The sequence below is a fragment of the uncultured Jatrophihabitans sp. genome (genome assembly GCF_964252635.1).
Classification (GTDB): Bacteria; Actinomycetota; Actinomycetes; order Mycobacteriales; family Jatrophihabitantaceae; genus Jatrophihabitans.
The window spans coordinates 1-25205 of sequence record NZ_CAXUNP010000020.1; the positions used below are offsets into that span (position 1 = coordinate 1).

General features: G+C 72.4%; 23 protein-coding genes. 17 read left to right on the top strand and 6 right to left on the bottom strand.

Annotation, left to right across the window (positions count from 1 at the left end; translation table 11 throughout):
* The 5 genes from ACFFCA_RS10845 to nagA all read left to right on the top strand — a co-directional run.
* A partial coding sequence (locus ACFFCA_RS10845; RefSeq protein WP_375484622.1) for an FHA domain-containing protein occupies nt 1–939 on the top strand: 939 nt, incomplete at its 5' end.
* An 82-nt stretch (nt 940–1021) separates the two neighbouring features.
* Nucleotides 1022–3058 carry a cation:proton antiporter gene (locus ACFFCA_RS10850; protein ID WP_375484624.1) on the top strand — a complete coding sequence of 679 codons (2037 nt, stop codon included), beginning with the start codon at nt 1022–1024 and terminating at the stop codon, nt 3056–3058.
* Nucleotides 3055–3840, top strand: a complete 786-nt coding sequence (locus tag ACFFCA_RS10855; RefSeq protein WP_375484626.1) for a protein kinase — start codon at nt 3055–3057, stop codon at nt 3838–3840. The genes ACFFCA_RS10850 and ACFFCA_RS10855 overlap by 4 nt, the downstream gene beginning before the upstream one ends.
* A gap of 185 nt (nt 3841–4025) precedes the next feature.
* Nucleotides 4026–4205, top strand: coding sequence for a hypothetical protein (locus ACFFCA_RS10860; protein WP_375484628.1), 180 nt, complete (start codon nt 4026–4028; stop codon nt 4203–4205).
* 37 nt (nt 4206–4242) lie between these two features.
* Nucleotides 4243–5403 (top strand): N-acetylglucosamine-6-phosphate deacetylase, encoded by a 1161-nt coding sequence (gene nagA / locus ACFFCA_RS10865; protein ID WP_375484629.1) that lies wholly within the window; start codon nt 4243–4245, stop codon nt 5401–5403.
* A gap of 9 nt (nt 5404–5412) precedes the next feature.
* Here nagA and ACFFCA_RS10870 read toward each other — a convergent pair whose 3' ends face one another.
* Together ACFFCA_RS10870 and ACFFCA_RS10875 are read right to left on the bottom strand one after the other, a co-directional pair.
* Nucleotides 5413–6387 carry an aldo/keto reductase gene (locus tag ACFFCA_RS10870; RefSeq protein WP_375484631.1) on the bottom strand — a complete coding sequence of 325 codons (975 nt, stop codon included), beginning with the start codon at nt 6385–6387 and terminating at the stop codon, nt 5413–5415.
* Between the two features lie 13 nt (nt 6388–6400).
* Nucleotides 6401–6739: a GlsB/YeaQ/YmgE family stress response membrane protein gene (locus ACFFCA_RS10875; protein ID WP_375484633.1), complete on the bottom strand. Its 339-nt coding sequence runs from the start codon at nt 6737–6739 to the stop codon at nt 6401–6403.
* Nucleotides 6740–6907: 168 nt separating this feature from the next.
* On the opposite strand from ACFFCA_RS10875, the gene ACFFCA_RS10880 reads away from it, so the two are divergent.
* Genes ACFFCA_RS10880 through ACFFCA_RS10890 form a run of 3 tightly spaced genes read left to right on the top strand, consistent with a single transcriptional unit; the run spans nt 6908 to nt 7908 of the window.
* Nucleotides 6908–7117, top strand: a complete 210-nt coding sequence (locus ACFFCA_RS10880) for a DUF4244 domain-containing protein (protein ID WP_375484635.1) — start codon at nt 6908–6910, stop codon at nt 7115–7117.
* Between the two features lie 9 nt (nt 7118–7126).
* Nucleotides 7127–7516: a TadE family type IV pilus minor pilin gene (locus ACFFCA_RS10885; RefSeq protein WP_375484637.1), complete on the top strand. Its 390-nt coding sequence runs from the start codon at nt 7127–7129 to the stop codon at nt 7514–7516.
* The gene (locus ACFFCA_RS10890) at nt 7513–7908 is read left to right on the top strand and encodes an Rv3654c family TadE-like protein (protein WP_375484639.1); all 396 of its coding nucleotides are present in this window, start codon (nt 7513–7515) and stop codon (nt 7906–7908) included. The genes ACFFCA_RS10885 and ACFFCA_RS10890 overlap by 4 nt, the downstream gene beginning before the upstream one ends.
* Nucleotides 7909–7965: 57 nt before the next feature.
* Here ACFFCA_RS10890 and ACFFCA_RS10895 read toward each other — a convergent pair whose 3' ends face one another.
* Nucleotides 7966–10296, bottom strand: coding sequence for a DEAD/DEAH box helicase (locus ACFFCA_RS10895; RefSeq protein ID WP_375484641.1), 2331 nt, complete (start codon nt 10294–10296; stop codon nt 7966–7968).
* Between the two features lie 132 nt (nt 10297–10428).
* Here ACFFCA_RS10895 and ACFFCA_RS10900 point away from each other — a divergent pair, with 132 nt between their 5' ends.
* The 5 genes from ACFFCA_RS10900 (at nt 10429) to topA (ending at nt 18053) form a co-directional block, all read left to right on the top strand.
* On the top strand, nt 10429–10773 hold the full coding sequence (locus tag ACFFCA_RS10900; RefSeq protein ID WP_375484643.1) for an STAS domain-containing protein: 345 nt from the start codon (nt 10429–10431) through the stop codon (nt 10771–10773).
* Nucleotides 10774–10958: 185 nt separating this feature from the next.
* The gene (locus ACFFCA_RS10905; RefSeq protein ID WP_375484645.1) at nt 10959–13337 is read left to right on the top strand and encodes a sodium-translocating pyrophosphatase; all 2379 of its coding nucleotides are present in this window, start codon (nt 10959–10961) and stop codon (nt 13335–13337) included.
* Between the two features lie 316 nt (nt 13338–13653).
* The gene (locus ACFFCA_RS10910) at nt 13654–14556 is read left to right on the top strand and encodes a hypothetical protein (protein WP_375484647.1); all 903 of its coding nucleotides are present in this window, start codon (nt 13654–13656) and stop codon (nt 14554–14556) included.
* Between the two features lie 13 nt (nt 14557–14569).
* Nucleotides 14570–15187 carry a hypothetical protein gene (locus tag ACFFCA_RS10915; protein ID WP_375484649.1) on the top strand — a complete coding sequence of 206 codons (618 nt, stop codon included), beginning with the start codon at nt 14570–14572 and terminating at the stop codon, nt 15185–15187.
* 100 nt (nt 15188–15287) lie between these two features.
* Entirely contained in the window at nt 15288–18053 is a 2766-nt protein-coding gene (gene topA / locus ACFFCA_RS10920; protein ID WP_375484651.1) for a type I DNA topoisomerase, read from the top strand.
* Between the two features lie 155 nt (nt 18054–18208).
* Here topA and ACFFCA_RS10925 read toward each other — a convergent pair whose 3' ends face one another.
* The 3 genes from ACFFCA_RS10925 to ACFFCA_RS10935 all read right to left on the bottom strand — a co-directional run bounded on the left by ACFFCA_RS10925 (nt 18209) and on the right by ACFFCA_RS10935 (nt 20447).
* Entirely contained in the window at nt 18209–19009 is an 801-nt protein-coding gene (locus tag ACFFCA_RS10925) for a hypothetical protein (protein WP_375484653.1), read from the bottom strand.
* Between the two features lie 311 nt (nt 19010–19320).
* Nucleotides 19321–19680 carry a VOC family protein gene (locus ACFFCA_RS10930; protein WP_375484654.1) on the bottom strand — a complete coding sequence of 120 codons (360 nt, stop codon included), beginning with the start codon at nt 19678–19680 and terminating at the stop codon, nt 19321–19323.
* Nucleotides 19677–20447, bottom strand: coding sequence for a trans-aconitate 2-methyltransferase (locus tag ACFFCA_RS10935; RefSeq protein WP_375484656.1), 771 nt, complete (start codon nt 20445–20447; stop codon nt 19677–19679). The genes ACFFCA_RS10930 and ACFFCA_RS10935 overlap by 4 nt, the downstream gene beginning before the upstream one ends.
* A 144-nt stretch (nt 20448–20591) precedes the next feature.
* On the opposite strand from ACFFCA_RS10935, the gene ACFFCA_RS10940 reads away from it, so the two are divergent.
* The 4 genes from ACFFCA_RS10940 (at nt 20592) to ACFFCA_RS10955 (ending at nt 25185) form a co-directional block, all read left to right on the top strand.
* The gene (locus tag ACFFCA_RS10940; RefSeq protein WP_375484658.1) at nt 20592–22655 is read left to right on the top strand and encodes a bifunctional MFS transporter/dTMP kinase; all 2064 of its coding nucleotides are present in this window, start codon (nt 20592–20594) and stop codon (nt 22653–22655) included.
* On the top strand, nt 22652–23272 hold the full coding sequence (gene tmk / locus ACFFCA_RS10945; protein ID WP_375484660.1) for a dTMP kinase: 621 nt from the start codon (nt 22652–22654) through the stop codon (nt 23270–23272). Before ACFFCA_RS10940 ends, tmk begins: the two co-directional genes overlap by 4 nt.
* A gap of 115 nt (nt 23273–23387) precedes the next feature.
* Nucleotides 23388–23957, top strand: a complete 570-nt coding sequence (locus ACFFCA_RS10950; protein ID WP_375484662.1) for a MarR family winged helix-turn-helix transcriptional regulator — start codon at nt 23388–23390, stop codon at nt 23955–23957.
* A 40-nt stretch (nt 23958–23997) separates the two neighbouring features.
* The gene (locus tag ACFFCA_RS10955) at nt 23998–25185 is read left to right on the top strand and encodes a DNA polymerase III subunit delta' (RefSeq protein ID WP_375484664.1); all 1188 of its coding nucleotides are present in this window, start codon (nt 23998–24000) and stop codon (nt 25183–25185) included.
* The last annotated feature ends 20 nt before the right edge of the window (nt 25186–25205 follow it).

A 25205-nucleotide genomic window follows, 5' to 3' on the forward strand; every position in this document is an offset into this window, starting at 1 on the left:
GTGCTGCCCGAGCCGTCCGAGCCGGCCGCGGCGACACCGCCCCCGCCCGACCTGGAGCCCGACGCACCCGCGTTCGTCCCCGCCCGGGCCGAGGACGCGCCGCCCCCGGTGGAGGTGCCCACCGACGCGCCGGCAGTCGAGCCGACCGGCGAGCAGGCGTCGGCACTCGAGCAGGCGTCGGCACCTGAGCAGGCGTCGGCACCCGAGCAGGCGTCGGCACCCGAGCAGGCGTCGGCACCCGAGCAGGCGTCGGCGCCGGACCAGCCCGTCGGGCCGCCGCAGATGGCGAGTGTCGCGGCGCCCGGCGTGTCCGTCGACCGGTCCCAGCCGTTCGCGTCGATCGCCCTGTTCGACCCGGGGACGTTCGCCCCCGAGGCGCCGCGCGCCCCGCTGCCGGTCGTCACCCGCCCCGAGGCGCCGCCGATCGCCGACGCGCCGATCCCGGCCAACCCGGTCGCCGACGACGCCGTCGAGATCATCGGCGTCTACTGCAAGAACGGGCACTTCGACGACCCGAGCGCGCGTTACTGCGCGGTCTGCGGTATCTCGATGGCCCAGCAGACCCTGATCCCGCGCCGGGGACCGCGTCCGCCGCTGGGTGTCCTCGTGCTCGACGACGGCAGCATCTTCACCCTCGACTCGGACTACGTCATCGGACGCGACCCCTCCCGCGACCCGGACGTGATCTCGGGGGCGGCCCGTCCATTGCGGATCGACGACCCGGAAGGCCTGCTGTCACGCGTGCACGCCCGCATCCACCTCGACGACTGGTCGGTGCAGGTCGTCGACCTCGGCTCCGCCAACGGCACCGGCATCTGGGGTCCGAGCGACACCGTCTGGCAGCGGGCGCCCGTCAACAACGCGCAGACGGTCCGGCCCGGCACCCAGGTCGGCGTCGGCCGTCGGCAGATGCGCTACGAGTCGCACCGCAACACGTGACCGCTGCCTGATTGATGTCCTCGCTCACCACGACGCGCCAGGCCCGGGGCCGGCGCACCCGATGTCCGGACAGGAGCCGCTGATGTCCACCCTCTCGCCCGTCCAGCAGTTCCTGCTCGACATCGCGATCATCCTGATCCTGGCCCGGCTGCTCGGCACCGTCGCGCGCAAGCTCGGCCAGCCACCGGTGATCGGCGAGATCCTGGCCGGTGTGGTGCTCGGCCCGACCCTGTTCAGCGGCAACATCACCAGCCATCTGTTCCTGGTCGAGAACCCGGTCGAGGGCAAGCCGCCCGTCGATCTCACCGGGTCGTGGCTGACGGCCATCGCGACGCTCGGCCTGGTGCTGTTCATGTTCATCGTCGGCTACGAGGTCGACCGCTCCCTGTTCAAGGGACGCGAGCAGGTGGCGGCCGCGGTGTCGCTCGGCTCGATCGCGGTGCCCATGGTGGGCGGCACGCTGCTGGGTCTGTGGTTGATCGACCGGCACAGCGACATCACCACCAAGCACCTGCCCTCGGCGCTGTTCGTCGGTGCCGCCATGTCGGTCACCGCGTTCCCGGTGCTGGCCCGGATCCTCACCGACCGTGGCCTGCACCGCACCCGGATCGGCGGACTGGCGATCGCGAGCGCGGCCGTCGACGACATCGCAGCGTGGTCGCTGCTGGCCGTCGTCGTGACGATCGTCGGGTCCGAGGGCACCGACGACACCTGGCACATCCTGCTAGCCCCGGCCTACCTGCTGGTGATGGCCTTCGTCGTGCGTCCCCTGATGCGCCGTGTCAACGAACGCTTCCTGGCGATCGGGCGCCTCACACCCGACATGCTCGCGATTGTCGTCGCCCTGCTCGCGCTGTCGGCGTTCTCGACCGAGTGGTTGAACGTCCATTACATCTTCGGCGCGTTCATCATGGGCGCCTGCATGCCGCGCGAAACCGGCGCAGCGCTGCGCGAGGCCATCCTGGAGCGGCTCGAGCAGCTCAGCGTGCTGGTGCTGCTGCCGGTGTTCTTCGTCGTGTCCGGCGTCAAGGTCGACCTGTCCAGCGTCGGCGCCTCCGGCGTGGGCGAGCTGCTCGCCATCCTGGGCGTGGCCATCGGCGGCAAGTTCCTGGGCGCCTACCTCGGGGCCAAGGCCTCCGGGGTCGGCGGACGGCAGGCCGGAGCGCTCGCGACACTGATGAACACCCGCGGTCTCACCGAGCTGGTCATCCTCAACGTCGGCCTGCAGCTCAAGGTGCTCGACACCAAGCTGTTCTCGCTCATGGTCGTCATGGCCCTGGTGACGACGGCGATGACCGGACCGATGCTGCGCTTCATCTACCCGAAGCGACTCATCGACCGCGATATCGCCGACGCCGACCGCGCCGCGTTGGCCAAAGGCATGGACTACCGGGTGCTGGCCATCCTCGATCCCGTCCCGGACGCCGCGGCCGACACCGCGCTGGCCCGGGCCGCCGTCGACCTCGCAGCGGTGCGCGCGCCGGCCCAGGTCGTGCTCGTCCGCCTGCTGCCGCAGCAGGACCCCGCCAAGCGGCTCGAGGTCGGCACCGGCCTCGGCGCCGAGCTGATGCTCATGACCCGAACCATGTCCGAACTGCACACGCTGGCCGCCGCGGTTGGCCGCGCCGGGGTGACGGTCACGGCGCAGGCGCAGTTCAGCGACGACATCGCAGCCGACCTGACCCGTTACGTCGTGACCGCCGAGCCCGACCTCGTCGTGCTCACCGGTTCGGTGGAGCTCGCGCCGCACGAGCTGATGCCGCGCATCCTGGTGCACGGCGTCGAGCCGGTCGCGCCGACGGCGGTCGCGGTACCGGCCACGCACGACGCCGGCGGTGACGCCGCGCTGCAGATCGCGGCGCAGCTGGCCGTGTCCCGGCAGCTGTCGCTCGTGCTCGTCGGCACCGGGCGGCGCGAGCGGGGCATCGCCGCCGACCTGGCCAGGCGCGGAATCGACGCGAGTGTCGGCGAGGTGCCCGAGGGCGCGCTCGTCGTCGGGCCCGTGGCCGTTCCCACCACGCACTTCGTGGCGCGTGCGCGTCCCGACGACGAGATCAACGACATCAACGACTGGGCCGGTCTGGTTGCGGCCGGTGTCACGGCAGGGAGGCACGCATGAACGGCATTGCCGATTACGAGTTCATCCGTTCGCTGGGCAAAGGGAACCACGGCGAGTTCTTCGTCGCGAACACGCCCGCCCGCTTGCCGGTCGACACCGAGTACGTCGCGGTCAAGGTGCTGTCCGGGACGACGTCGGAGGACGTGTTCCGGCGGGCGACGCGCGAGCTGTCGGCGTTCGCGTCCGTCCAGTCGCCGTACCTCGTCGCCCTTTACGACGCCGGCCAGCAGGGCAGCGCGTTCTACTACGCGATGGAGTACATGGCCGACGGTTCGCTGTCCGGGCAGGTCGACCGCTCGACCGCCATCACCGCGGTCGCCGACGCCGCCCGCGCCGCCCACGCGCTGCACGAGGCGGGCATCGTGCACCGCGACATCAAGCCGGAGAACATCCTGCTGTCCGGTGGCCACGGCAAGCTGGCCGACCTCGGTCTCAGCCAGGTGCTTGCGCCCGGCGTGACCGTCACCGGGATGGGGTCGGTCGGGGCCATCGAGTACAACGACCCGGCCCTGATCCAGGGCGCTGCGCCGTCGCGGGCCACCGACATCTTCTCCCTGGGCGCCACCTTGCACCGCGCGCTGTCGGGCACCGGGCTCTACGGCGAGCTGCCGGCCGGGGACGCGATGCTCGCGCTCCGCAAGATCTTCTCCCAGCAGCCGACGGTGTCGGCCGACATCGACGGGCCGGCCTCGGCGGCCGTCTCCTGGGCGATCGCGCCCAGCGCCTTCGACCGGCCGGCGACGGCGCTGGCCTTCGCCGAGCACCTGGACACGCTGGTCTGAGGGGCGTCCGAGGCGGGCCCGAGGTGGCCCGGAGGCCGGTCCTAGGGGGTTTTAGGCGGCCTTAGATGGTGCCGGCCACACCGGCCCGCCAGGAGTAGGCAAACTACCGATGCCCGGGCCGGGCCCTTACGACGACTGTTATCGGTGTCAGCAAACCCGCTGATCGCATTCTTCGGGGAGACACCATGTACACATCGATTGTCGAGGCCGCCGCCCACGACCTGCAGAACGAGCGCCTGGCGCGTGCCGAGCACAGCCGCCTGGCCCACAGCGCGAGCCACGCCGGCCGCCGGCAGCACCGCCGGATGGCCACGCCGCACCCGGTCCGCGGCTTCCAGCGCTGGCTCGCCGCCGGGCAGCTCTAGCCACCACCTCCCCGGCACGGGCACTAGCGTCGGGCCGGTGCCCGCCGGGAACCACGCCGTGACCGTGTTGGCCGGCGCCCGCGTCGTCACCGCCGACGGCGTGCTGGCCGACGGCTGGGTCGCCGTCGAGGACGGGCTGGTCACAGGCGTCGGATCGGGCGTGCCGCCCGGGCCGGCCGAGCGCGTCGCCGGGTGGCTCGTCCCCGGGTTCGTCGACCTGCACGTGCACGGCGGGGGTGGTCACGACCTCACCGCCTCGCCCGCCGACCTGGACGCCGCCGTCGCCTTCCACCGCACGCACGGCACGACCGCCCTGCTGGCCTCGCTCGTCACCGCCCCGGTCGAGCAGCTGTGCCGGCAGCTCTCCGAGGTCGCCGACCGGGCCGAGGACCCGTCCTCCGGCGTCCTCGGCGCGCACCTCGAGGGACCGTTCCTGTCACCCGCCCGCTGCGGCGCACACGACCCCGACCACCTGCTCCTCCCCTACCGGGACGTGCTGCGCCGGCTGATCGCCGCGGCGCGCGGGCAGCTGCGCGTGATGACCCTCGCGCCCGAGCTACCCGGAGCGCTCGACCTCGTCGCCGAGCTGCGGGCGGCCGGGGTCGTGGCCGCCGTCGGGCACACCGACGCCACCTACGAGCAGGCCCTCGCCGCGTTCGATCGGGGGGCGACGCTGGCCACCCACCTCTACAACGCAATGCGTCCCGTCCACCATCGCGACCCGGGCCCGGTGCTCGCCGCTCTCGACGCGGGCGTGGTCTGCGAGGTGATCAACGACGGCGTCCACGTGCATCCCGCCGTGGTGCGCGAGGTGCAGTCCCGTGGGCCGGGCCGGCTCGCGCTCGTCACCGACGCGATCTCCGCCGCCGGCGCGGGGGACGGCGACTACGACCTCGGCGGCCGGGCCGTCCGGGTCGACGGCGGGCACGCCCGGTTGGCCGACAGCGGCGCGGACCGAGGGTCTCTGGCCGGCTCGACGCTGACGATGGACGACGCGGTCGCCCGGGCCGTGACGGCCGGTCTCGATCCGGTCGACGCGGTCGCGGCCGCGACCTCCACCCCGGCCCGCGTCGTGGGCGAGGACGATCGCCACGGCGTGATCGCACCCGGCCGACGCGCCGATCTCGTCCTGCTCGACGAGCAGTTCGCCGTGGTGCGCGTCCTGCACGGTGGCCGGACGGTCATGCCGTCCGACTGACGGTGCGGGCTACCAGCGGTCCTGGACGAGCGGGCGGATCCGGCTCGCGTAGAGCTCGTCGACGGCCGTGGCGGTGGCCGCGTCGACGGGTCCGGCGTCGCCCGCAGCCGCGTTGCGCCGCGCCTGGTCGGGGCGGCTGGCGCCGGGGATGACGCTGGTGACACCGGGTTGGTCGATGATCCAGCGCAGCGCGAGACCGGTGGGGTCGTCGGTCAGCTCGGCGAACCGGGCCGCGGCGTCCACCCCGGTGTCGTAGTCGACGCCGGCGAAGGTCTCACCGACGTCGAAGGCCTCGCCGTGGCGGTTGAACGCGCGGTGGTCGCTCGCGGCGAACTGCGTGTCGTGGGTGAACCGTCCGGACAGCAGGCCCGACGCCAGCGGCACCCGGGCCAGGATGCCCACGCCGGCCTCGGCCGCGGCCGGCAGCACGCGCTCGAGCGGCTTCTGGCGGAACGCGTTGAGGATGATCTGCACCGATGCGACGTGGGGCCGCGCGATCGCCGTCAGCGCCTGGTCGACGGTCTCGACACTGACGCCGTAGTGCGCGATCCGGCCCTCCGCAACGAGGGTGTCGAGAGCGTCGAAGACGGCGTCGTCGGCGAACACCGCCGTCGGCGGGCAGTGCAGCTGGACGAGGTCGAGGGTGTCGACCCCCAGGTTGGTTCGCGAGCGGTCGGTCCACTGCCGGAAGTTGTCCAGGACGTAGTTCCCGGGCACCTGGTCCACGCGGCGACCCATCTTGGTTGCGACGAACACGTCCGCGTCCGGGTGCTCGCGCAGGAACCGTCCGATGGTCTGCTCGCTGCGCCCGTCGCCGTACACGTCGGCGGTGTCGAACAGCGTCACGCCGGACTCGAGCGCGGCGGTCAGGATCTCGACGGAGCGCGCGTCGTCGACCTCGCCCCAGTCGCCACCGAGCTGCCAGGTGCCGAGCCCGACGACGGATACCTCGCGGCCGGTACGGCCCAGTGTTCGCTTGTGCACCCGACGATTGTCGCTACCAGCGCAGGCTGTTGCTGCGGCGGGCCACCAGGTTGCCCGCACCGCCGCTGGCGATCGCGACCAGGATCGCCGCCACCGCGACCTCGCACAGGACGGTGAGGATCGACCCGACGTGGAAGACGTGCCGCCCGATGAGGCTGCCGACCAGCGAGCCGATCCAGCCGATGAGGATGGTGCTGAAGATGCCGATGTCCTGCCGCCCGGGCAGGACGAGACGCGCCAGGCCGCCGATGATCGCGCCGACGACGGCCGCACTGATGAACAGCCACAACGCCCAGCCGACGATGGGGACGATGACGACCAACACGAGCAGGACGACGATGAGCACCACCATGGGCTCCACGGTACCGAGGACGGACGGTCGGCCGGGCAGATACGCCGCCGACGCTTGGCGGTAGCACAGCCGCGACGGTGGCGCCGCGTTCCGTCCACACCCGCCCCTGCCGTCCACAGGCGCGCTCGATCCCCACCGCGCGATCGAATCGGCCGCGAAGCTCTCGGCATGACTCTCATTACGCAACGTGCGCGGCGCGTCCGCACGGTTCGAGCCCGGTTCCGTCACGCCGTCGACGCCGGTATGTCGACCGCCGAGTACGCGGTCGGGACGGTGGCCGCGGTGGCGTTCGCCGTCGTGCTGTTCAAGGTGGTGCGCAGCCCTGCCGTCTCGTCGGCGCTCACCGGCATCATCAACTCCGCGCTGCACTCGATCTGAGGCCCGGTCGTGCGCGCGCGTTCGCGGGACGAGCGGGGGATGGTCACCGCCGAGCTGGCGGCCTGCCTGCCGGCGCTGCTTCTCGTCCTCGCCGTGGCGCTCAGCGCGGTGTCGGTGGTGGCGGCCAAGGTCCGGGTGCAGGATGCCGCCCGCGAGGCCGCCCGTGCCGCGGCCCGGGGCGACGCCGCGACCGGTCGGCGGTTGGCGGCACAGGCGGCGCCGGGCGCATCCGTCGTCCTCAGCTCGGGCAGCGACGACGTGACGGCCGTGGTCAGCGTGCGGGTGCACCCGATGGGTCCGTGGCTGCCGACGTTCACGGTGACCGAGCGGGCGGTCGCGGCCCGCGAACCGGTCGGGGCAGGTGCCGGTGCCGGTGACATGACAGGCCCGGCGCCGTGACGCGCCGGCCCGGCCGCGGTGCCGACCGATCCGGCGCCGACGGCGGATCGGCGACGCTGTGGGTGGTGGCTTGCATCGCGCTGCTGCTCCTGGTCACCGAGGTCGCCGTGGTCCGGGCCGCGGCCGTGGTGGCGCGTCACCGTGCCGAGTCCGGAGCCGACCTCGCCGCGCTCGCCGCGGCCGGACGGATCGGGGTGGGCGGCGACGCATGTGCCGCCGCCGCCCGGGTCGCCGCGGCGAACGGCGTGCGGTTGCAGGCGTGCGCCGTCCGGCTGGCCGCCGACGGGCGCAGCGGGTCGGTCCGGACCCGCGTGACACTGCGCGTGCACCTGCCCGTGGTCGGAGCGCGGCAGGTCGTGGCCGGTGCGCGCGCCGGTCGCCTGCCCGCCTGAACTTCCGACCGCCTGAACTCTGACCGTCGGAACTCCCGACCGCTTGAACTCCCGCCGTCAGGGCAGTTCGGCGAGCACCAGGTCCAGCACGGTCAGCGCGCCGGGTTTGGACAGCGGCTCGTTGCCGTTGCCGCACTTGGGCGACTGCACGCACGACGGGCAGCCGTTGACGCACTCACAGGCCGCGATCGCCTCGCGGGTGGCGGTCAGCCAGCCCGCCAGCGTGGCGTGGCCGCGCTCGGCGAAACCGGCCCCGCCGGGGTGCCCGTCGTAGACGAAGACGGTCGGGCGGCCGGTGTCCGGGTGCAGTGCCGTCGACACGCCCCCGATGTCCCACCGGTCGCAGGTCGCGAACAGTGGCAGCAGCCCGATGGCCGCGTGCTCGGCGGCGTGCACCGCGCCGGGCACCAGCGTGACGTCGAGCCCCACACCGTCGAGCACGTCCTGCGGCAGCGAGTACCAGACGGCACTGGTGCGCAGCTGGCGCGCCGGCAGGTCCAGCGGCGTCTCGTCGATCAGCTCACCCGTGCCCAGCCGCCTCCGCAGGTAGCCGACCACCTGGTTGGTCACCTCGACGCTCCCGTACGCGACCTCGAGCGGGCCGTAACGACGGCTCGTCCGTGTGTGGACGATCGCGATGTCGGTGACGTCGCGGGCCGTGGTCGTCCACGGCGGGTCGTCGGGACGCACCAGTGCCACCCGCTCGTCGAGGTCTAGATCCTCGACGACGTAGGGGCTTCCGCGGTGCAGGTACACCGCCCCCGGGTGGACGGTGGAGTCGGCCGCCCCGGCGTCCACGGTGCCGATCAGCGTGCCGGTACCGGCCTCGACGACGCTCACCGGTCGCCCGCCCGCACCGCGGATGTCGACGTCCGGGCGGTCGTGCTGGGTCCAGAACCACCCGGCGGGCCGGCGACGCAGCAATCCGCGCGCCACGAGGTCCTCGAGCACGGCAGTCACCGCCGCGACGCCTGCGTCGTCGCCCGACGCGGAGAACGCGGCGAGCTCGTCGGGGCGGATCGGCAGCTCGATGGCCGCGCAGCACAGCTGCGGAGCCAGGACGTAGGAGTTCTGCGGGTCGAACACGGTGGCCTCGACGGGCCGGCCGAACACCGCTGCCGGGTGGTGCACCAGGTAGGTGTCCAGCGGGTCGTCGCGCGCGACGAAGACGACCAGGGCGTTGGTGCCCGACCGCCCCGCACGGCCGGCCTGCTGCCACAGCGAGGCCAGGGTCCCGGGGTAACCGGCGAGCACCACCGCGTCCAGCCCGGAGATGTCGACGCCGAGTTCGAGGGCGTTCGTGGCGGCCACGCCGAGCAGCTCGCCGCTACCCAGCGCGGCCTCCAGCGCCCGCCGCTCCTCGGGCAGGTAGCCGGCCCGGTACGCCGCGACGCGGGGGACGAGCGCCGGCAGCGACGCCTCGGTGAGATGCCGCGCCGCGCCGAGGGCGGTGAGCTCCGCTCCGCGCCGCGACCGCACGAACGCGAGCGTCCGCGCGCCCTCCACCACCAGGTCGGCCAGGATGCGGGACGTCTCGACCCCGGCCGAGCGGCGGACGGGTGCGTCGTGCTCGCCGCGCAGCGCCGTGAGCGGTGGTTCCCACAGGGCGAAGGAGCGCGCGCCGTGGGGCGACGCGTCCTCGGTCACCTCCTCGACGGGCATCCCGACGAGCCGGGCCGCGGACCGGGCGGGCTCGGACACCGTGGCCGAGGCCAGCACGAAGGTCGGGGTCGACCCGTACTGCGCGCAGATCCGCCGCAGCCGCCGCAGCACCTGGGCGACGTGCGACCCGAAGAGCCCGCGGTAGGTGTGGCACTCGTCGACCACGACGAACGACAGCCGCCGCAGGAACGAGCTCCACCGCCCGTGCGCGGGCAGGATGCCGCGATGCAGCATGTCGGGGTTGGTCAGCACCCAGTTGGCGTGCCCCCGCACCCAGTCCCGCTCGGCCGTCGGGGTGTCGCCGTCGAAGGTCGCCGCCCGCAGGAACGGCAGTTGCAGCCGGGCCAGCGACCCGAGCTGGTCCTGCGCCAGCGCCTTGGTGGGGGCGAGGTAGAGCACCCGCCGCCGGTCGTCCTCGGCGAGCGCGGAGAGGGCCGGCAGCTGGTAGCCCAGGGACTTGCCCGACGCCGTACCCGTGGCCACCACGACCGACGCGCCGGAGCGTGCCGCCTGCGCCGCGGCCACCTGGTGGACCCACAGCTCGTCGACGCCCCGGGCGACGAACGGCTCCCGGACGGCCGCCGGCACCCAGTCGGGCCAGGGCGCGTTCACCGCAGGACGCGCTGGCATGGACTCGACGTGCGTCACCGGCGATTCGCCGGGTGTGACACCGAGCAGAACGCGGGCGAGCAGCGTGTCCGGGTCCATCACCCGGCCCTCGATCATCTATTCTCCTCCGCTGCGCGCCGCGCCCCTGCGCTATGGCATGCTTTGACGGTTGCTGTCCGCCGGTCCCCACGGGTCGACCGGTGCACGCACCAGATCATGCAGGTACGACGTAGGGAAAAGGTGTTTCGCGTGGAGCTGTCGGTCTCACGGCTTTCGGTCGGCGACGTCTCCGTCGTCGCGGTGAGCGGAGAAGTCGACGTCTACTCCGCCCCGTCGCTGAAGGAGAGCCTCGCCGAGCTGCTGCAGTCCGGCGTCACGACCGTGGTCGTTGACCTCTCCGGCGTGGGTTTCCTCGACTCCACCGGCCTCGGCGCGCTGGTCGAGGCCCGCTCGGCGACCACCGAGGCGGGCGGCGCGCTGCCCCTGGTGTGCGCCCACGAACGCATCCTCAAGCTGTTCACGATCACCGGCCTCGACGGTGTCTTCTCCATCCACCCGACGGTCGAGGCAGCCGTCGAGTCGGTCAGCGCCTGACCCCTCCCCGGGACCCCCGGCGAGGCGCGTGAACTAGCCCACCCTCGCCGATCCGCGGCCTGTGAGCCGGGCTACACTCCGCCGGTCAGCGCCGATCGTGAACAGGGCGATCCAGGCGCACGTATCCGTCACCGGCACCGCACGGGCAACCGTGCCGTGCGGGGCGTAGAGCGTTAGGGAGTTGCATGGCAACGCAGTTGTTGGCCGAACCCGGGATCAGCACGAACGAGCACTACGCCGTGGTCGTCATCCTCGTCATCGCGCTGGCCGCGCTGGTCTTCGCGTACTCGCTGGTCCGCGAGGTGCTCAAGGCCGACCAGGGCACCGAGAAGATGCAGGAGATCGGCCGGGCCGTCCAGGAGGGCGCGAAGGCCTACCTGAACCGGCAGTTCAAGACCCTCTCCATCTTCTCGGTGATCGTCTTCGTTCTGCTGCTCGTGCTGCCCGTCAACCACGGTGGGTTCACGGTTCAGCTCGGCCGGGCGCTGTTCTTCATCGTGGGCGCGGTGTTCTCCGCCGCCGTCGGCTACATCGGCATGTCGCTGGCCGCCCAGGCCAACGTGCGCGTCGCCGCCGCGGCTCGCGGTGGGGTGCGCGAGCGCGGGTTCCACGTCGCGTTCCGCACCGGGGGCATCGTCGGCATGCTCACCGTCGGCCTGGGCCTGCTCGGCGCCAGCGTCGTGCTGCTCATCTTCAACTCCAACGCCCCCACCGTGCTCGAGGGCTTCGGCTTCGGCGGCGCGCTGCTCGCCATGTTCATGCGCGTCGGCGGCGGCATCTTCACCAAGGCCGCCGACGTCGGCGCCGACCTCGTCGGCAAGGTCGAGGCCGGCATCCCCGAGGACGACCCCCGCAACGCGGCCACCATCGCCGACAACGTGGGCGACAACGTCGGCGACTGCGCGGGTATGGCCGCCGACCTGTTCGAGTCCTACGCCGTGACCCTGGTCGCCGCCCTGATCCTCGGGCAGACCGCGTTCGGCGCGAAGGGCCTGCTGCTCCCGCTGATCATCGGCGCCATCGGCATCATCAGCTCCGTCGTCGGTGTGCTCACCACCAAGCTGCGCGAGAGCGACCGCAACGGGCTCGTGCCCATCAACCGCGGCTTCTTCCTGACCGCCATCGTGTCGTTGGTGCTCGTCGCGATCGCGGCCTTCACCTTCCTGCCGTCGAAGTTCAGCAAGCTCGACAACAGCGTGGGCGGGGCCACCGGCAACCCGGCGGTCATCGCGTTCGTCGCCGTCCTGATCGGCATCGTGCTCGCGGTGCTCATCCAGCAGCTGACCGGTTACTTCACCGACACCGTCCGTCGTCCGGTCCGCGACGTCGCCGACACCTCGCTCACCGGCGCCGCCACCGTCATCCTATCCGGCATCTCCCTGGGCCTGGAGTCGGCCGTGTACTCCGCGGTCCTCATCGGCGCGGCCCTGTTCGGTGCGTTCCTGCTCGGCGGCGGCAGCACCTTCGTCGCGCTGTACGCCGTCGCGCTGGCCGGTTGCGGCCTGCTGACCACGGCCGGCGTCATCGTCGCCATGGACACCTTCGGCCCGGTCAGCGACAACGCGCAGGGCATCGCCGAGATGAGCGGCGACATCGACGAGGGCGGCGCGCGCGTGCTCACCGACCTCGACGCCGTCGGCAACACCACGAAGGCCATCACCAAGGGCATCGCGATCGCGACGGCCGTGCTCGCCGCCACCGCACTGTTCGGCTCGTTCGGCAAGTCCTTCACCGACGCGCTGAAGAGCACCAAGGGCTCGGGGCTGTCCGGCATCGACGGCCAGGTCACGAACTTCACCCAGGTGTTCAACGCCGTCCACGGCAGCAAGCTGACAAGGCTGTCGTTCAGCCTCGACCTGTCACAGCCGAACAACCTGTTCGGCGTGATCATCGGCGCTGCGGTCGTGTTCCTGTTCAGCGGGCTGGCCATCAGCGCCGTCGGCCGGGCGGCCGGCCGGGTCGTGTACGAGGTCCGCGCGCAGTTCCGCGACCACCCCGGGATCATGGACTTCAGCGAGAAGCCCGACTACGCCCGCGTCGTCGACATCTGCACCAAGGACTCGCTGCGCGAGCTCGCCACCCCGGGCCTGCTGGCCATCTTCGCGCCGATCTCGATCGGCTTCCTGCTGGGCATCGGCCCGCTGGCCGGCTACCTCGCCGGGGCGATCGGCGCCGGCGTGCTCATGGCGATCTTCCTCGCCAACTCCGGCGGCGCTTGGGACAACGCGAAGAAGATGGTCGAGGACGGTGTGCACGGCGGCAAGGGCACCGAGGCGCACGCGGCCACGGTCATCGGCGACACCGTCGGCGACCCGTTCAAGGACACCGCCGGCCCGTCCATCAACCCCTTGATCAAGGTGATGAACCTGGTCGCCGTCCTCGTGGCGCCGGCCGTGGTGAAGCTCAGCGTCGGCGAGCACTCCTCGACGCCGCTGCGCATCGTCATCGGGCTGGTGGCGCTGGCCATCATCGTCGCTGCCGTCGTGGTGTCCAAGCGCCGGCGCGTCTCGCTGGGCGACGACCAGCCGGCCGCCGAGACCACGCCGACGGCACAGGTCGGCTGACGCAGAACCGAGCGACGCAGCTCGACGGCCCCGCCCTTCGTGGCGGGGCCGTCGTGCGTTCGCGGCGGGTGTCCCGATTCGTCCGGCTGATCCCCGGTCCGAGGCGCTGCTTTGCCGCAGCGTTTCCTGCCTCGACGTGGCACACTGCTCGAACCTGATCAACTGCTGAGCCTGGATAAGCGGTCACCTCTCCGCCGCACAGGAGGGGCCGATCCGTCCGTCCCGTTTTCGTAAGGCTCGCCAGGGGCTCGTGCATGACACCATCGATCAACCGTCGCGACGTATCGGGCGACAGCAGCGAATTGGAGCGAGACCGATGACCGATTACCCCGGTGGCGGCTACGGCGGCCAGCCGAACTACGGTGACCAGCCCGGCTACGGGCAGCAGCCGGGTTACGGGCAGCAGCCCGGGTACGGCCAGCAACCCGGGTACGGCCAGCAGCCCGACTACGGCCAGCAGGGTGGGTACGGCCAGCAGCCCGGGTACGGCCAGCAGGGTGGCTACGGGCAAGAGGGTTACGGCCAGCAGGGCGGCTACGGGCAGCCCGACTACGGCCAGCAGTACGGCCAGCCCGCCTACGGCAACCCGGTGCCGCCGCCCGGCTACGGACCGCCGAAGAAGAAGAACACCAACGCGATCATCGCCGCCATCGTCGCCGTCGTCGTCGTGGCCGGCGGCATCGTGGCCGCGGTGCTGCTGACCGGTGGCGACGACAACAAGAAGAACAACGGCCAGGGCTCGGGGTCGCTCAGCGGCAGCGCCGGGCGCAGCGGGTTCCCGAGCAGCCGAGGCAGCGGCGGCGTCGCGGCCGGTGGCGGCAGCGCCAGCGAGAGCGACGGCGGTGACAGCGGCGGCGGCGGCAGTGTCGCCAGCCCGGTGGGGCCCTCGACGCCGGCCGGCGGAGGTGCCACCGGCGTCTACTACACCGTCGACCTCGTCGTCGATTCCTACTTCGACGACCTCGACGACAACGACCGCAGCGGCATCATGACGCTGACCTGCCAGGGCTACACGACGCGCCTGACCCAGACCGACGTCAACGAGGTCAGCAGCGCGTCGGAGAACGGGTCGGTCAACGACCCCGGCACCGGCAACAACACCACGACCGGTTCCGGTCGCGTCGTCCTCACCGACGGCAGCACCCGCACCCTGACCCTCACGCTGAGCCGGCAGTCCGACGACAAGTGGTGTGTCTCGGGCGAGAGCGCGATGCGCTGACGGCTTTGCCCGCGTGACGCAGTACTCCCTGTTCGGTGCCGAGGCCTCGGCACCGACGCTCCACGACCTCGACGGGCTGCTGCTCGCCGGCGGTCAGTGGGTGCGTTCGGCGGCCGGGGCCCGGCTGTCGGTGGTGGTGGCCGACGCCTGGCGTGCCGACGCCCTGGCCGCGACGTTCGGCGAGCTGGGTGTCGGGGGCGAGGACGCCGTCGTGTCGTCCACGACCGGGGTCGGCGTACGCACGGCGTTCAGCGCCGAGCTGGTTCCTCTGGCGGCGCGCTGGACCCGGGGCGCCAACCAGGGCCTGCCTGCGGCGTTCGAGCTCGGGCCCGGGGGCCTGCGGCTCTGGGCGATTGCGGCCGGGCGTCGCGACGAGGCGGGGTACCTGCTGGCCACGCCCGCGCCGTCGGCGTCGGGGTCCGACCGGATCCACTCGGCGGCCGGGGCGCAGCTGTCCCGGCTCGGCGTCGCGGCGATGGCGCTGTCGCAGCAACCGGGGCCGGGCTGGCGGGTCACGTCGGTGCGCCGGCTGCGCCGCCTCGTCGAGCTGCTCGGCGAGCCGCCGGACGGCGGGCGCGAGGCCTGGCCGGTGCCCGCCGTGGTGTCCCGGGCCGACGCGCCGCGCCTGTGACCGCGCTCCCCGGGTTGATCGCCGGGTTGCCGAGTTCCTGTACCGTCCGCGACTGCGGGGTCCCGAGACCCGGACAGACGCCCCGCGGTCTGGAGAAGCAGTGGCGAGCAAGGGCGGGACGGGCACCAAGCTGGTGATCGTCGAGTCGCCGGCGAAGGCGAAGACGATCGGCGGTTACCTCGGCGCCGACTACGTCGTCGAGGCCTCGATCGGCCACATCCGCGAGCTGCCGCCGAACGCGGCGTCCGTCCCGGCGCAGTACAAGGGCCTGCCGTGGGCCTCGCTCGGCGTCGACGTCGACAACGACTTCGAGGCGCTCTACGTCATCAGCGCCGACCGCAAGCAACAGGTGTCGAAGCTGCGCGCGCTGGTCAAGGACGCCGACGAGCTCTACCTCGCGACGGATGAGGACCGTGAGGGCGAGGCCATCGCCTGGCACCTCGTCGAGACGCTGAAGCCCAAGGTGCCTGTCCGCCGGATGGTGTTCCACGAGATCACCCCGTCGGCCATCGCCGGTGCCGTGGCGAACCCGCGCGAGATCGACAGCCAGCTCGTCGACGCGCAGCGCACCCGGCAGATCCTCGACCGTCTCGTCGGCTACGGCGTCAGCCCGGTGCTGTGGAAGAAGGTGCTGCCGGGGCTGTCCGCCGGGCGCGTGCAGTCCGTCGCCACCCGCATGGTCGTCGAGAAGGAACGCGAGCGGATGGCGTTCCACGCCGCGTCCTACTGGGACGTCGTGGGCACCTTCGCGCCGGCCGAGCCCAAGCCGAACGACCCTTCAGAGTTCACGGCCACCCTGGTGTCGGTCGACGACACCCGGCTGGCCACCGGCCGCGACTTCGACCCGGCCACCGGACGCGCGCCCTCCAACGTCCTGCACCTCGACGAGGCCGGTGCCCGCGGGCTCGCCGCGCGCCTCGACGGGCGGCCGTTCACGGTGCAGGGCGTCGACGAGAAGCCCTACCGCCGGCGCCCGTACGCCCCGTTCATGACCTCGACGCTGCAGCAGGAGGCGGGTCGCAAGTTCCGCTGGTCGGCGCAGCAGGTCATGCGCACCGCGCAGCGGCTGTACGAGAACGGCTTCATCACCTACATGCGTACGGACTCGACGAACCTGTCGACGACCGCGCTGGACGCTGCACGCACCCAGGCCCGCGAGCTGTACGGCGACGCGTACGTGCCGGCCGAGCCGCGCGTCTACACCCGCAAGTCCAAGAACGCGCAGGAGGCACACGAGGCGATCCGCCCCGCCGGTGACGCGTTCCGGACGCCCGGGCAGGTCGCGTCGGCGCTGTCGTCGGACGAGTTCCGGCTCTACGAACTGATCTGGCAGCGCACGCTGGCCTCCCAGATGGCCGACGCGGTCGGCACCACGGTGTCGATCCGGATGGGCGCCACGTCGGCGTCCGACGAGGCCGTCGTGTTCACCACGTCGGGCCGCACCATCACCTTCCCCGGCTTCCTGCGCGCCTACGTCGAAGACACCGATTCGGACGCCGACAAGGACGATGCCGAGAAGCGGCTGCCGCTGCTCACCCGCGGCGACGCGCTGCTCTCGCGCGCGTTCGACCCGACGGGCCACACCACGTCACCGCCGTCGCGCTACACCGAGCCGTCGCTGGTCAAGGCGATGGAGGAGCTCGGGATCGGTCGCCCGTCGACGTACGCGTCGATCATGCAGACCATCCAGGACCGCGGCTATGTCTGGAAGAAGGGGCCGGCGCTCATCCCGACGTGGACGGCGTTCGCGGTCATCGGGTTGCTCGAGGGGTACTTCGCCCGCCTCGTCGACTACGGCTTCACCGCGTCCGTCGAGAACGACCTGGACTCCATCGCCACCGGGGAGCGCTCGCGCGTCGGCTGGCTGCAGGGCTTCTACTTCGGCGACGACTCGCACACCGGCGACTCGGAGCGGATCTCGGCCCAGGGCGGCCTGAAGAAGCTGATCGCCGCTCGGCTGGAGGAGATCGACGCGCGCGGCATCAACTCGATCCCGCTCGGGTTCTCGTCCGACCCGGCGCAGGACGTCGTGGTGCGCGTCGGGCGCTACGGGCCGTACCTGCAGCAGGGCACGCCGGAGGACGGGCGCCGCGCGTCGCTGCCCGACGACCTCGCGCCGGACGAGCTGACGCCGGAGAAGGTCGAGGAGCTGCTGTCGGCGCCGTCGGGCGACCGCGAGCTCGGCGCGCTGCCGGACGGGCGTGAGGTCACGGCCAAGTCCGGGCGGTACGGGCCGTACGTGACCGACGGCGAGCGCACCGCGTCGCTGTTCAAGACCATGTCGCTCGACACCGTCACCCTGGACGAGGCGGTGCAGCTGCTGACGCTGCCGCGCGTGCTGGGGCAGCTCGACGGCGAGGACGTCACCGCCCAGAACGGTCGGTACGGCCCGTACATCAAGCGCGGCACCGATTCGCGGTCGATCGAGACCGAGGAGCAGCTGTTCACGATCACGATCGACGAGGCCGCGGCCATCCTGGCGCAGCCGAAGCAGCGGGGCCGTCGCGCGGCCGCGGCGCCGCCACTGCGCACGCTGGGCAACGACCCGGTGTCGGAGAAGCCGATGGTGATCAAGGACGGCCGGTTCGGGCCGTACGTCACCGACGGCGAGACGAACGCCTCCCTGCGCAAGGGCGACGAGATCGAGTCGATCACCGACGACCGTGCCTCGGAGCTGCTGGCCGACCGTCGCCTGCGTGGGCCTGCGAAGAAGAGCGCTCGCAAGGCCTCGAAGAAGACCGCTTCGAAGAAGACGGCGGCGAAGAAGAGCGCGTCCGCGAAGACCGCGGCCGGCAAGACGGCGGCGAAGAAGACCGCCACGAAGAAGACCGCGGCGAAGAAGGCCCCGGCCAAGTCCACGTCCTGACGTGATCGTGGTGCGTCGCCGCTGAAGCGGATCTTCCTGCGTCGGTGCCGTCATGGCGTTCAAGACGCAGGAAGATCGGTGGCGCTGGCGCGGACCTGTACGGATCTTCCTGCGTCGGTGCCGTGATCGCGTTCGTGGCGCAGGAAGATCGGTGATCAGGACGCGAGGGCCCGCCGCAGCTGGTCGACGACGACATGTTGCTCGGTGCGGACGACCACGGTGGGAAAGCGCAGGACCGCGTCGCCCGCGATGACCAGCTCGTTCTGGCGCAGCTGGTCGTCCCACCACCGGCCGGCGATCAGGTGCAGCGCGCCGTCGACCTCGGCGACGACGCGGCGGCCGTGCCGGCTCTGCCATTCTGCGTCGAGATACCGGCGTCGGCCCGACGGTTCGCGGCGGATCGCTTGCCGGGTCGGCTCGGGCAACCCGGCGCGTCGGCACAACTGGGCGAGGTCTATCTCGCTTAGGGCTTGCGCGCCCTGGGCGATGTCGTGGGCTGCGGCGAGCAGCGCCCGACGGTGACGGGTCCGACTGGCGGCAGCCACGGCGTCGGCCAGGTCGGCCGGGCGGATGAGGCGTTGCTGGACCGTGGCGGCCAGGACGCCGCAGGCCGGACGCGCGGCGCCGAAGCTGCTGGCCGCGAGCACCGCGCAATGTCCGACCCGATCGCGCCGCGCCGGGGTCGATCGTGGCCAGTCGTCGGTGTAGTGGATTCGCAGCGGCAGGTTTCGCGGCCGCCGGATCCGGGCACCCCGAGGCACCAGGACGTGCACCGGTGTGCGTTCCCACCCCGTCAGACCGGCTTCCTCCAGGCCCGTGAACGAGGTCAGCAGCGCCCGCGGGCCGAGCGTGATCAGCGCTGCAGAGCGGAGGTCGACGGGCGTCGGGGGACCGTTGTAACGCAGGATCGCGCGCCCGATGCGCTGCCAACGTCCGGCCTCGAGTTGCGCGCGCATGGCCGACCTGGTCCAGCCATCGTGGATCAGTGTCTCGACGCTAGTGACCTGTTCGAGCTCCGGACACCGGCTACGCGCGCGAAGTGCAGCGGCGGTCGGCATGCGATGCACGATGGCGGATCGGGAGGCTGCGCGGCCGTCATGGATGGCATCTGTGGACGGTCGCGGCGCCTGTGGACGGGGTCACGGGGTGAGCGATCTTCCTGCGCCAGCATCGCTATGACGCCGTGCGCGCAGGAAGATCGGCGCGGTGCAGGAAGATCGGCGCGGTGCAGGAAGATCGGTGCGGTACAGGAAGATCGGTGCGGCGGTCAGCGCTGCTGGAACTCGAGGCGGTTGCCGAAGGGGTCGGCGCAGTGGAAGCGGCGCACGCCGGCGATCTCACCGGACGCGTCGGTGCACGGGTGCCCGGCCGCCTCGAGCCGTGCCCGCAGCCCGTCCAGGTCGTCGACCAGGAACGCCGGGTGCGCCTTGCGGGCCGGCGCGAACGGCGTCTCGACGCCGAGGTGCAGCACCGCCGTCCCCGCCGCGAACCAGCAGCCGCCGCGTCCGGCCAGCGCCGCCGGCTTGGCCTGCTCGGTCATGCCGAGCAGAGCGCCGTAAAAGGCCCGCGCCGCGTCCTCGCCGCCCGCCGGGATGGCCACCTGGACGTGGTCGTAGCCGGTGATCACGGCTTGCTCGCGACGACGAAGAGGCGCCGGAACGGGAACATCGTGCCGTGCGGGCCCGGGGGGTATGCCTCGCGCAACCGCGCTGCCAGCTGCGCCGTGAACTCCTCGGCGTCGTCGGGCGGCAGCGCGGCGAGCACCGGCCGCAGCCCCGTACCGCGCAGCCACTCCACGACCGGGTCGGGGCCGGGCAGCACGTGCAGGTACGTCGTCTCCCACGCCTGCACCGACAGCCCCGAGTCGAGGAGCACCGATGCGTAGGACGCGGGTGAGCCGACCGTCTCCTCGCCTCGCAGCACACCGGACAGCGACGAGGCCCATCGCGGCGACGCCGCCAGCGCGCGCATCGTCACGTGCGAGGGCGCTCCGAAGTTGCCGGGTACCTGGAACGCCAGCCAGCCGCCGGAGGGCAGCTCGTCGGCCCAGCGTCGGAGCAGCTCGACGTGCGTCGGCACCCACTGCAGCAACGCGTTGCTGAACACGACGTCCGCATCCGCCGGCACCGACCACGACGCGACGTCGGCCACCGCGAAGGACAGGCGGGCGGTTGCGAGCGGAGCAGCCTTCGCGATCATCTCCGGCGACGAGTCGATCCCTTCGACGACGGCCCGCGGCCAGCGCTGCGCCAGCAGGGTCGTCAGCGTGCCGGGCCCACACCCGAGGTCGACGACGCGCCGGGGCTCCGTCGCCCCGACCTGGGCGAGGAGGTCGACGAAGGGCCGACCGCGCTCGTCGGCGTAACGGGCGTACTGGGCGGGATCCCACCGCATCGCAACTCCGATCTCTTGACGTCAAGATAAATCTCTTGACGTCAAGTTACGTGACGGGCGGCACGCGGACAAGCGCCTGTCCGACGCGGTTCCCTAGACTTCCGTCGTGTATCGCCGTCGGCTCGATCCGTACGAAGTCCGGCGATGACGGCCGCGCCGCGCCGCGAACGTCGCGAGAACGCCCTGCTCGTCCTGGCGCGCATCCCGATCGTGCGCCGCATGTGGGCGGCCATCACGTTCTCCAGCCTCGGCGACTGGCTGGGCCTGCTCGCCAACACCGCGCTGGCCCAGCAGCTGACCCAGGACAGCTCGAAGGCCACGCAGGGCGTCGCGTTCGCGGGCGTCTTCCTCGTCCGGCTGGCGCCCGACCTGTTCTTCGGTGCGTTCGCCGCGGCCATCGCCGACAAGATGGACCGCCGCAAGACGGTGATCATCGCCGACGTCACGGCCGGCGTGCTCTACGCGAGCATTGCCATCGGCTACAACCTCCTGTGGCTCTACATCGCGCAGTTCGTCATCGAGGCGGCCGGGCTGTTCAGCCAACCGGCCAAGCAGGTCATCCAGGTCTCGATCGTGCCCAAGAAGCTGCTGGCCACGGCGAACCAGATCTCGCTGTTCTCCGTCTACGGCACGGTGCCGATCGCCGCCGGGCTCTTCGCGCTGCTCTCGGCCGGCGACCGGCTGATCTCCGGACAGAACGCCGACATCGGCAACGACGTCAACTACGCGATCGTCATCGCGCTTGCCATCAACGCGGTCAGCTTCTTCGTCAGCTCGGCCACGGTGTTCTTCAGCCGTCGCGACATCCACGTCGTGCCCGCCGAGCGCGAGCAGCAACAGAGCATCCTCAGTCTGTTGCGCGAGGGCGTCGCCTACGTGGCCGGCGACTCGTTGATCCGCGGGCTCTACATCGGCATCATCGGCGCGTTCGCGGCCGGTGGGTTGACGATCGGCGTGGCGCGGCTCTGGGTCGAGACGCTGGACGCGGGCACAGCCGGTTTCGCGATCATGTTCGGCACGCTGTTCACGGGCCTGGCTATCGGCATGCTGCTCGGGCCGCGTGTCCTGCCCAGCTATCCGCGCAGCCGGGTGGTCGGCATGGCCATCGGAGGCGCGGGGGTCACGCTGCTCGTCATGTCGCTCATCCGCGACTTCATCCTCGCCGACGTGCTGGCCGCGTTGGTCGGACTGTGCGCGGGAGTCGCCTGGATCGTGGGCTACACCTTGATCGGCCTGGAGGTCGAGGACCGGCTTCGCGGACGGATCTTCGCCTTCGTGCTGTCCTCCGTCCGACTCATGTTGCTGCTCAGCATCGCCGTCGGGCCGGTCGTGGCCGGTTCCATCGGCTCGCACACCCTGAAGGTCGGTGACGACGCCCGGCTGACCTTCTCCGGCCCCGGGCTCACCTTGCTGCTGGGCGGCCTCGTGGCTCTGGGAGTCAGCCTCTACACGACCTCGCGAGCCGGTGGCCGGCCCGGCGGGTTCCGGGAGCTCATCCGCCGGCGCATCGTCGGCGCCGGCATGCGCCATCCCGACCACACCGGACTGTTCGTCACCGTCGACGGGCTGGACGCCGACGCCACCGCCGCGTACGCCGAGCTGGTGGCGCAGGCCATCCGTACCGACGGGTATGTCGTGGTCTCGACCGCCGAACCCACCCGGACGGCGACCGGTCGGCGCGTGTCCGAGCTGTTGCTAGCGTCGGCGCACACGGACGACGGCGCCGGTGTCGAGGCCGAGACCGCGGCGCTGCTGTCGGCCGCCGATCGTGCCGAGCACGTCGCGGCCGTCATCCGGCCCGCACTGGTCCGCGGCGAGATCGTGGTCTGCGACCACTTCACGCTCACCAGCCTGGCGCTGCACGGAGGAGGTCGCGGGGCCGACGTCGAGCGGATCCGCAGCGTCAACGCCTGGAGCACCGGTGACCTGAAGCCCGACCTCGTCGTCGTGGTCGACAGCGGTGACGGGGTGGACGGATCGGTCGGCGCGGCGCTCACCGGGGCGGTCGACGACCTGGACGCCGAGGCCGCCCGCCGGACCCTGCTCGACGAGGCGACTGCCGACCCGGCTCGCTACCTCGTCTGCCCCGCCGACCATTCCGGCGGACTTCCCGACGCCGTGGTGACGCGGCTCAACCGGTTGCTGCGCTCCCGGGCCTCCCTGGTCGCGCGGACCCCGTCCGCGCCTGCCGACTCGGCCGTCGGATGACCGGCGCCGGACTCTTCGTCGCCTTCGAAGGCGGGGAAGGGACGGGCAAGTCGACCCAGATCGCGCTCGCCGCGGCCTGGGCGCGCGAGCAGGGTCGGACGGTCGTCGAGACGCGCGAGCCGGGCGGCACCGCGCTCGGCGTCGAGCTGCGCGGGCTGGTCCTCGACCCCGACGGCCGCGTCACGCCGCGCGCAGAGGCTCTGCTCTACGCCGCCGACCGCGCGCAGCACGTCGACACCGTCATCGTCCCCGCGCTCGAACGTGGCGAGCTGGTGCTCACCGACCGCTACGTCGACTCGACGCTCGCCTACCAGGGCGCCGGGCGCGGCCTGGGCGACGACGCCCGCGTGCTCACGCGATGGGCCACCGCCGGCCTCGTCCCGGACCTGACCGTGCTGCTCGACCTCCCGCCCGCGGTGGGACTTGCCCGCGCCGGGCGGCGGGCCCGCCTCGACCGGCTCGAGTCCGCGTCCGCCGACTTCCACGCCGCGGTCCGCGAGCGCTTCCTGGAGCTGGCTGCCGCCGAGCCCGCCCGGTACCTCGTGCTCGACGCCCAGCGCCCCGAGGCGGAGCTCGCCGTCGACATCCACGCCGCGCTGGCCGCGTTGCTCGCGTGACCGACCACCCGAAGTTGTCCGCCCTGCGACAACCCAGGACGACGTGGGGCGCGGACAACTCCGGGTAGGTCGGCGTCGATATCTCGGCGTCGAGAGATGTGGCACAGTTGACGGCGTGACAGCTCGCCGCACGGGAGAGCCGGCCGACGGCGGGCAGCCCGACGGCGCGCAGCTCGACGAGGTCGACGAGATCGTCGCGGCCTGGCACCGCGAGCGTCCCGACCTGGACGTCGAGCCGCTGCAGGTGCTCTCGCGTCTCGACCGGTTGGCGGGTGCCCTGGGCGAACGTCGCGCGGCGATCTTCGCCGAGCACGGCCTGCGGCGCCACGAGTTCGACGTGCTCGTCGCGCTGCGCCGCTCCGGTGGGCGCTTCCAGCTGACGGCCGGCGAGCTGGCCCTGCGCACCTACGTCACGTCGGGCACCATGACCAGCCGGCTCGACGGGCTGACGGCGCGCGGCCTGGTCATGCGCACCCCCGACTCGCTCGACGGGCGGCTCGTGCGGGTCGCGCTCACCCCGGACGGACGGGAGATCGTGGACGGGGCGTTCGAGGCGCTCCTCGCCGCCGAGCGTGAGCTGCTGCGTCCGCTGCCGCCCGAGACCCTGGGCCCGCTGTCCGAGGCGTTGCGGGCCCTGCTCGCGAGCGCCACGTCGTCGCACCCGTCCGGCACACTGGAGCCGTGACCGACCGAAGCACCCTGACCGACCTACCGACCGTGGGCCGATGAGCGTCTGGGACGAGCTGATCGGGCAGACCGCCGCGGTCGACACCCTGCGGGCGGCTGCCGAGGCCGCACGGGCCATCTCCGAGGACCGGCCGGTCGCGCCGGGCCGGATGACCCACGCGTGGCTGTTCGTCGGGCCGGCCGGGTCCGGTCGCTCGGTGGCGGCACGCGCGTTCGCGGCGGCGCTGCAGTGCGAGCGCGACGAGGTCGGTTGCGGCGAGTGCGCCCAGTGCCGCACGGTCGCGTCCCGTACCCACCCCGACGTGCACCTCGTCGTACCCGAGGGGCTGTCGATCGGGGTCAGCGAGATGCGGTTGGTCGTGGGGCGGGCCGCGCGGCGACCGTCGCTCGGCCGGTGGCAGATGGTGCTCATCGAGGACGCCGACCGCCTCACCGAGCAGGCGTCGAACGCGCTGTTGAAGGCCATCGAGGAGCCGCCGCCGCGCACGGTCATCCTGCTGTGTGCGCCGTCCCTGCACCCGGACGACGTCATGGTGACGGTGCGCTCCCGGTGCCGGCTGGTGTCGCTGCGCACGCCGCCGGCCGACGCGGTGGCCGGCGTATTGCGCGCCGACGGGTACGACGCCGGCACCGCGGCCTGGGCGGCCGCGGCCGGGCAGGGGCACGTCGGCCGGTCACGCCGCCTGGCCCGAGACGCCGAGGCCCGTGACCACCGCACGGCGGTGCTCGCGATCCCGGCGTCGTTGACGTCGCTGCGGGCCTGTCTCGAGGCCGCCGATCACCTCGTGGGCGCGGCCGAGGCCGAGGCCGCCGCGCTCTCGGCCGACCTCGACGCCGGCGAGACCGAGTCGTTGCAGGTCGCCCTCGGTGCCGGCGCCACCGGCAGGGGCACCGCCACCGCGGTCCGCGGGTCAGCCGGGGTGCTGAAGGAGCTGGAGAAGCGGCAGAAGTCGCGCCAGACCCGCACCCAGCGCGACGCGCTCGACCGTGCGCTCGTGGACCTCGCCGCGTTCTACCGCGACGTCCTGCTGCACCACGCGCGCTCGCCGGTCGCGCCGGCCCACCCCGACTTCGCCGACGACGTGGTCGCCGTGGCGCTGCGCCTCGACCCGCCGGGGGCCCTGCGTTGCCTCGACGCGATCCTCGGTTGCCGTGAGGCGCTGGACCTCAACGTCAAGCCGCGGATCGCGGTCGAGGCCATGACCGCCGCCCTGCGGCTGCCCTGACTCGTCGCACGTGCCCTCGC

Coding starts and splice junctions, on each gene's coding strand:
- ACFFCA_RS10850 (WP_375484624.1), top strand. CDS start 1,022: ATGTCCACCCTCTCGCCCGTCCAGCAGTTCCTGCTCGACATCGCGATC.
- ACFFCA_RS10855 (WP_375484626.1), top strand. CDS start 3,055: ATGAACGGCATTGCCGATTACGAGTTCATCCGTTCGCTGGGCAAAGGG.
- ACFFCA_RS10860 (WP_375484628.1), top strand. CDS start 4,026: ATGTACACATCGATTGTCGAGGCCGCCGCCCACGACCTGCAGAACGAG.
- ACFFCA_RS10875 (WP_375484633.1), bottom strand. CDS start 6,739: ATGGTGGTGCTCATCGTCGTCCTGCTCGTGTTGGTCGTCATCGTCCCC.
- ACFFCA_RS10880 (WP_375484635.1), top strand. CDS start 6,908: ATGACTCTCATTACGCAACGTGCGCGGCGCGTCCGCACGGTTCGAGCC.
- ACFFCA_RS10895 (WP_375484641.1), bottom strand. CDS start 10,296: ATGATCGAGGGCCGGGTGATGGACCCGGACACGCTGCTCGCCCGCGTT.
- ACFFCA_RS10905 (WP_375484645.1), top strand. CDS start 10,959: ATGGCAACGCAGTTGTTGGCCGAACCCGGGATCAGCACGAACGAGCAC.
- ACFFCA_RS10910 (WP_375484647.1), top strand. CDS start 13,654: ATGACCGATTACCCCGGTGGCGGCTACGGCGGCCAGCCGAACTACGGT.
- ACFFCA_RS10925 (WP_375484653.1), bottom strand. CDS start 19,009: ATGCGCGCGCAACTCGAGGCCGGACGTTGGCAGCGCATCGGGCGCGCG.
- ACFFCA_RS10935 (WP_375484656.1), bottom strand. CDS start 20,447: ATGCGGTGGGATCCCGCCCAGTACGCCCGTTACGCCGACGAGCGCGGT.
- ACFFCA_RS10940 (WP_375484658.1), top strand. CDS start 20,592: ATGACGGCCGCGCCGCGCCGCGAACGTCGCGAGAACGCCCTGCTCGTC.
- tmk (WP_375484660.1), top strand. CDS start 22,652: ATGACCGGCGCCGGACTCTTCGTCGCCTTCGAAGGCGGGGAAGGGACG.
- ACFFCA_RS10955 (WP_375484664.1), top strand. CDS start 23,998: ATGAGCGTCTGGGACGAGCTGATCGGGCAGACCGCCGCGGTCGACACC.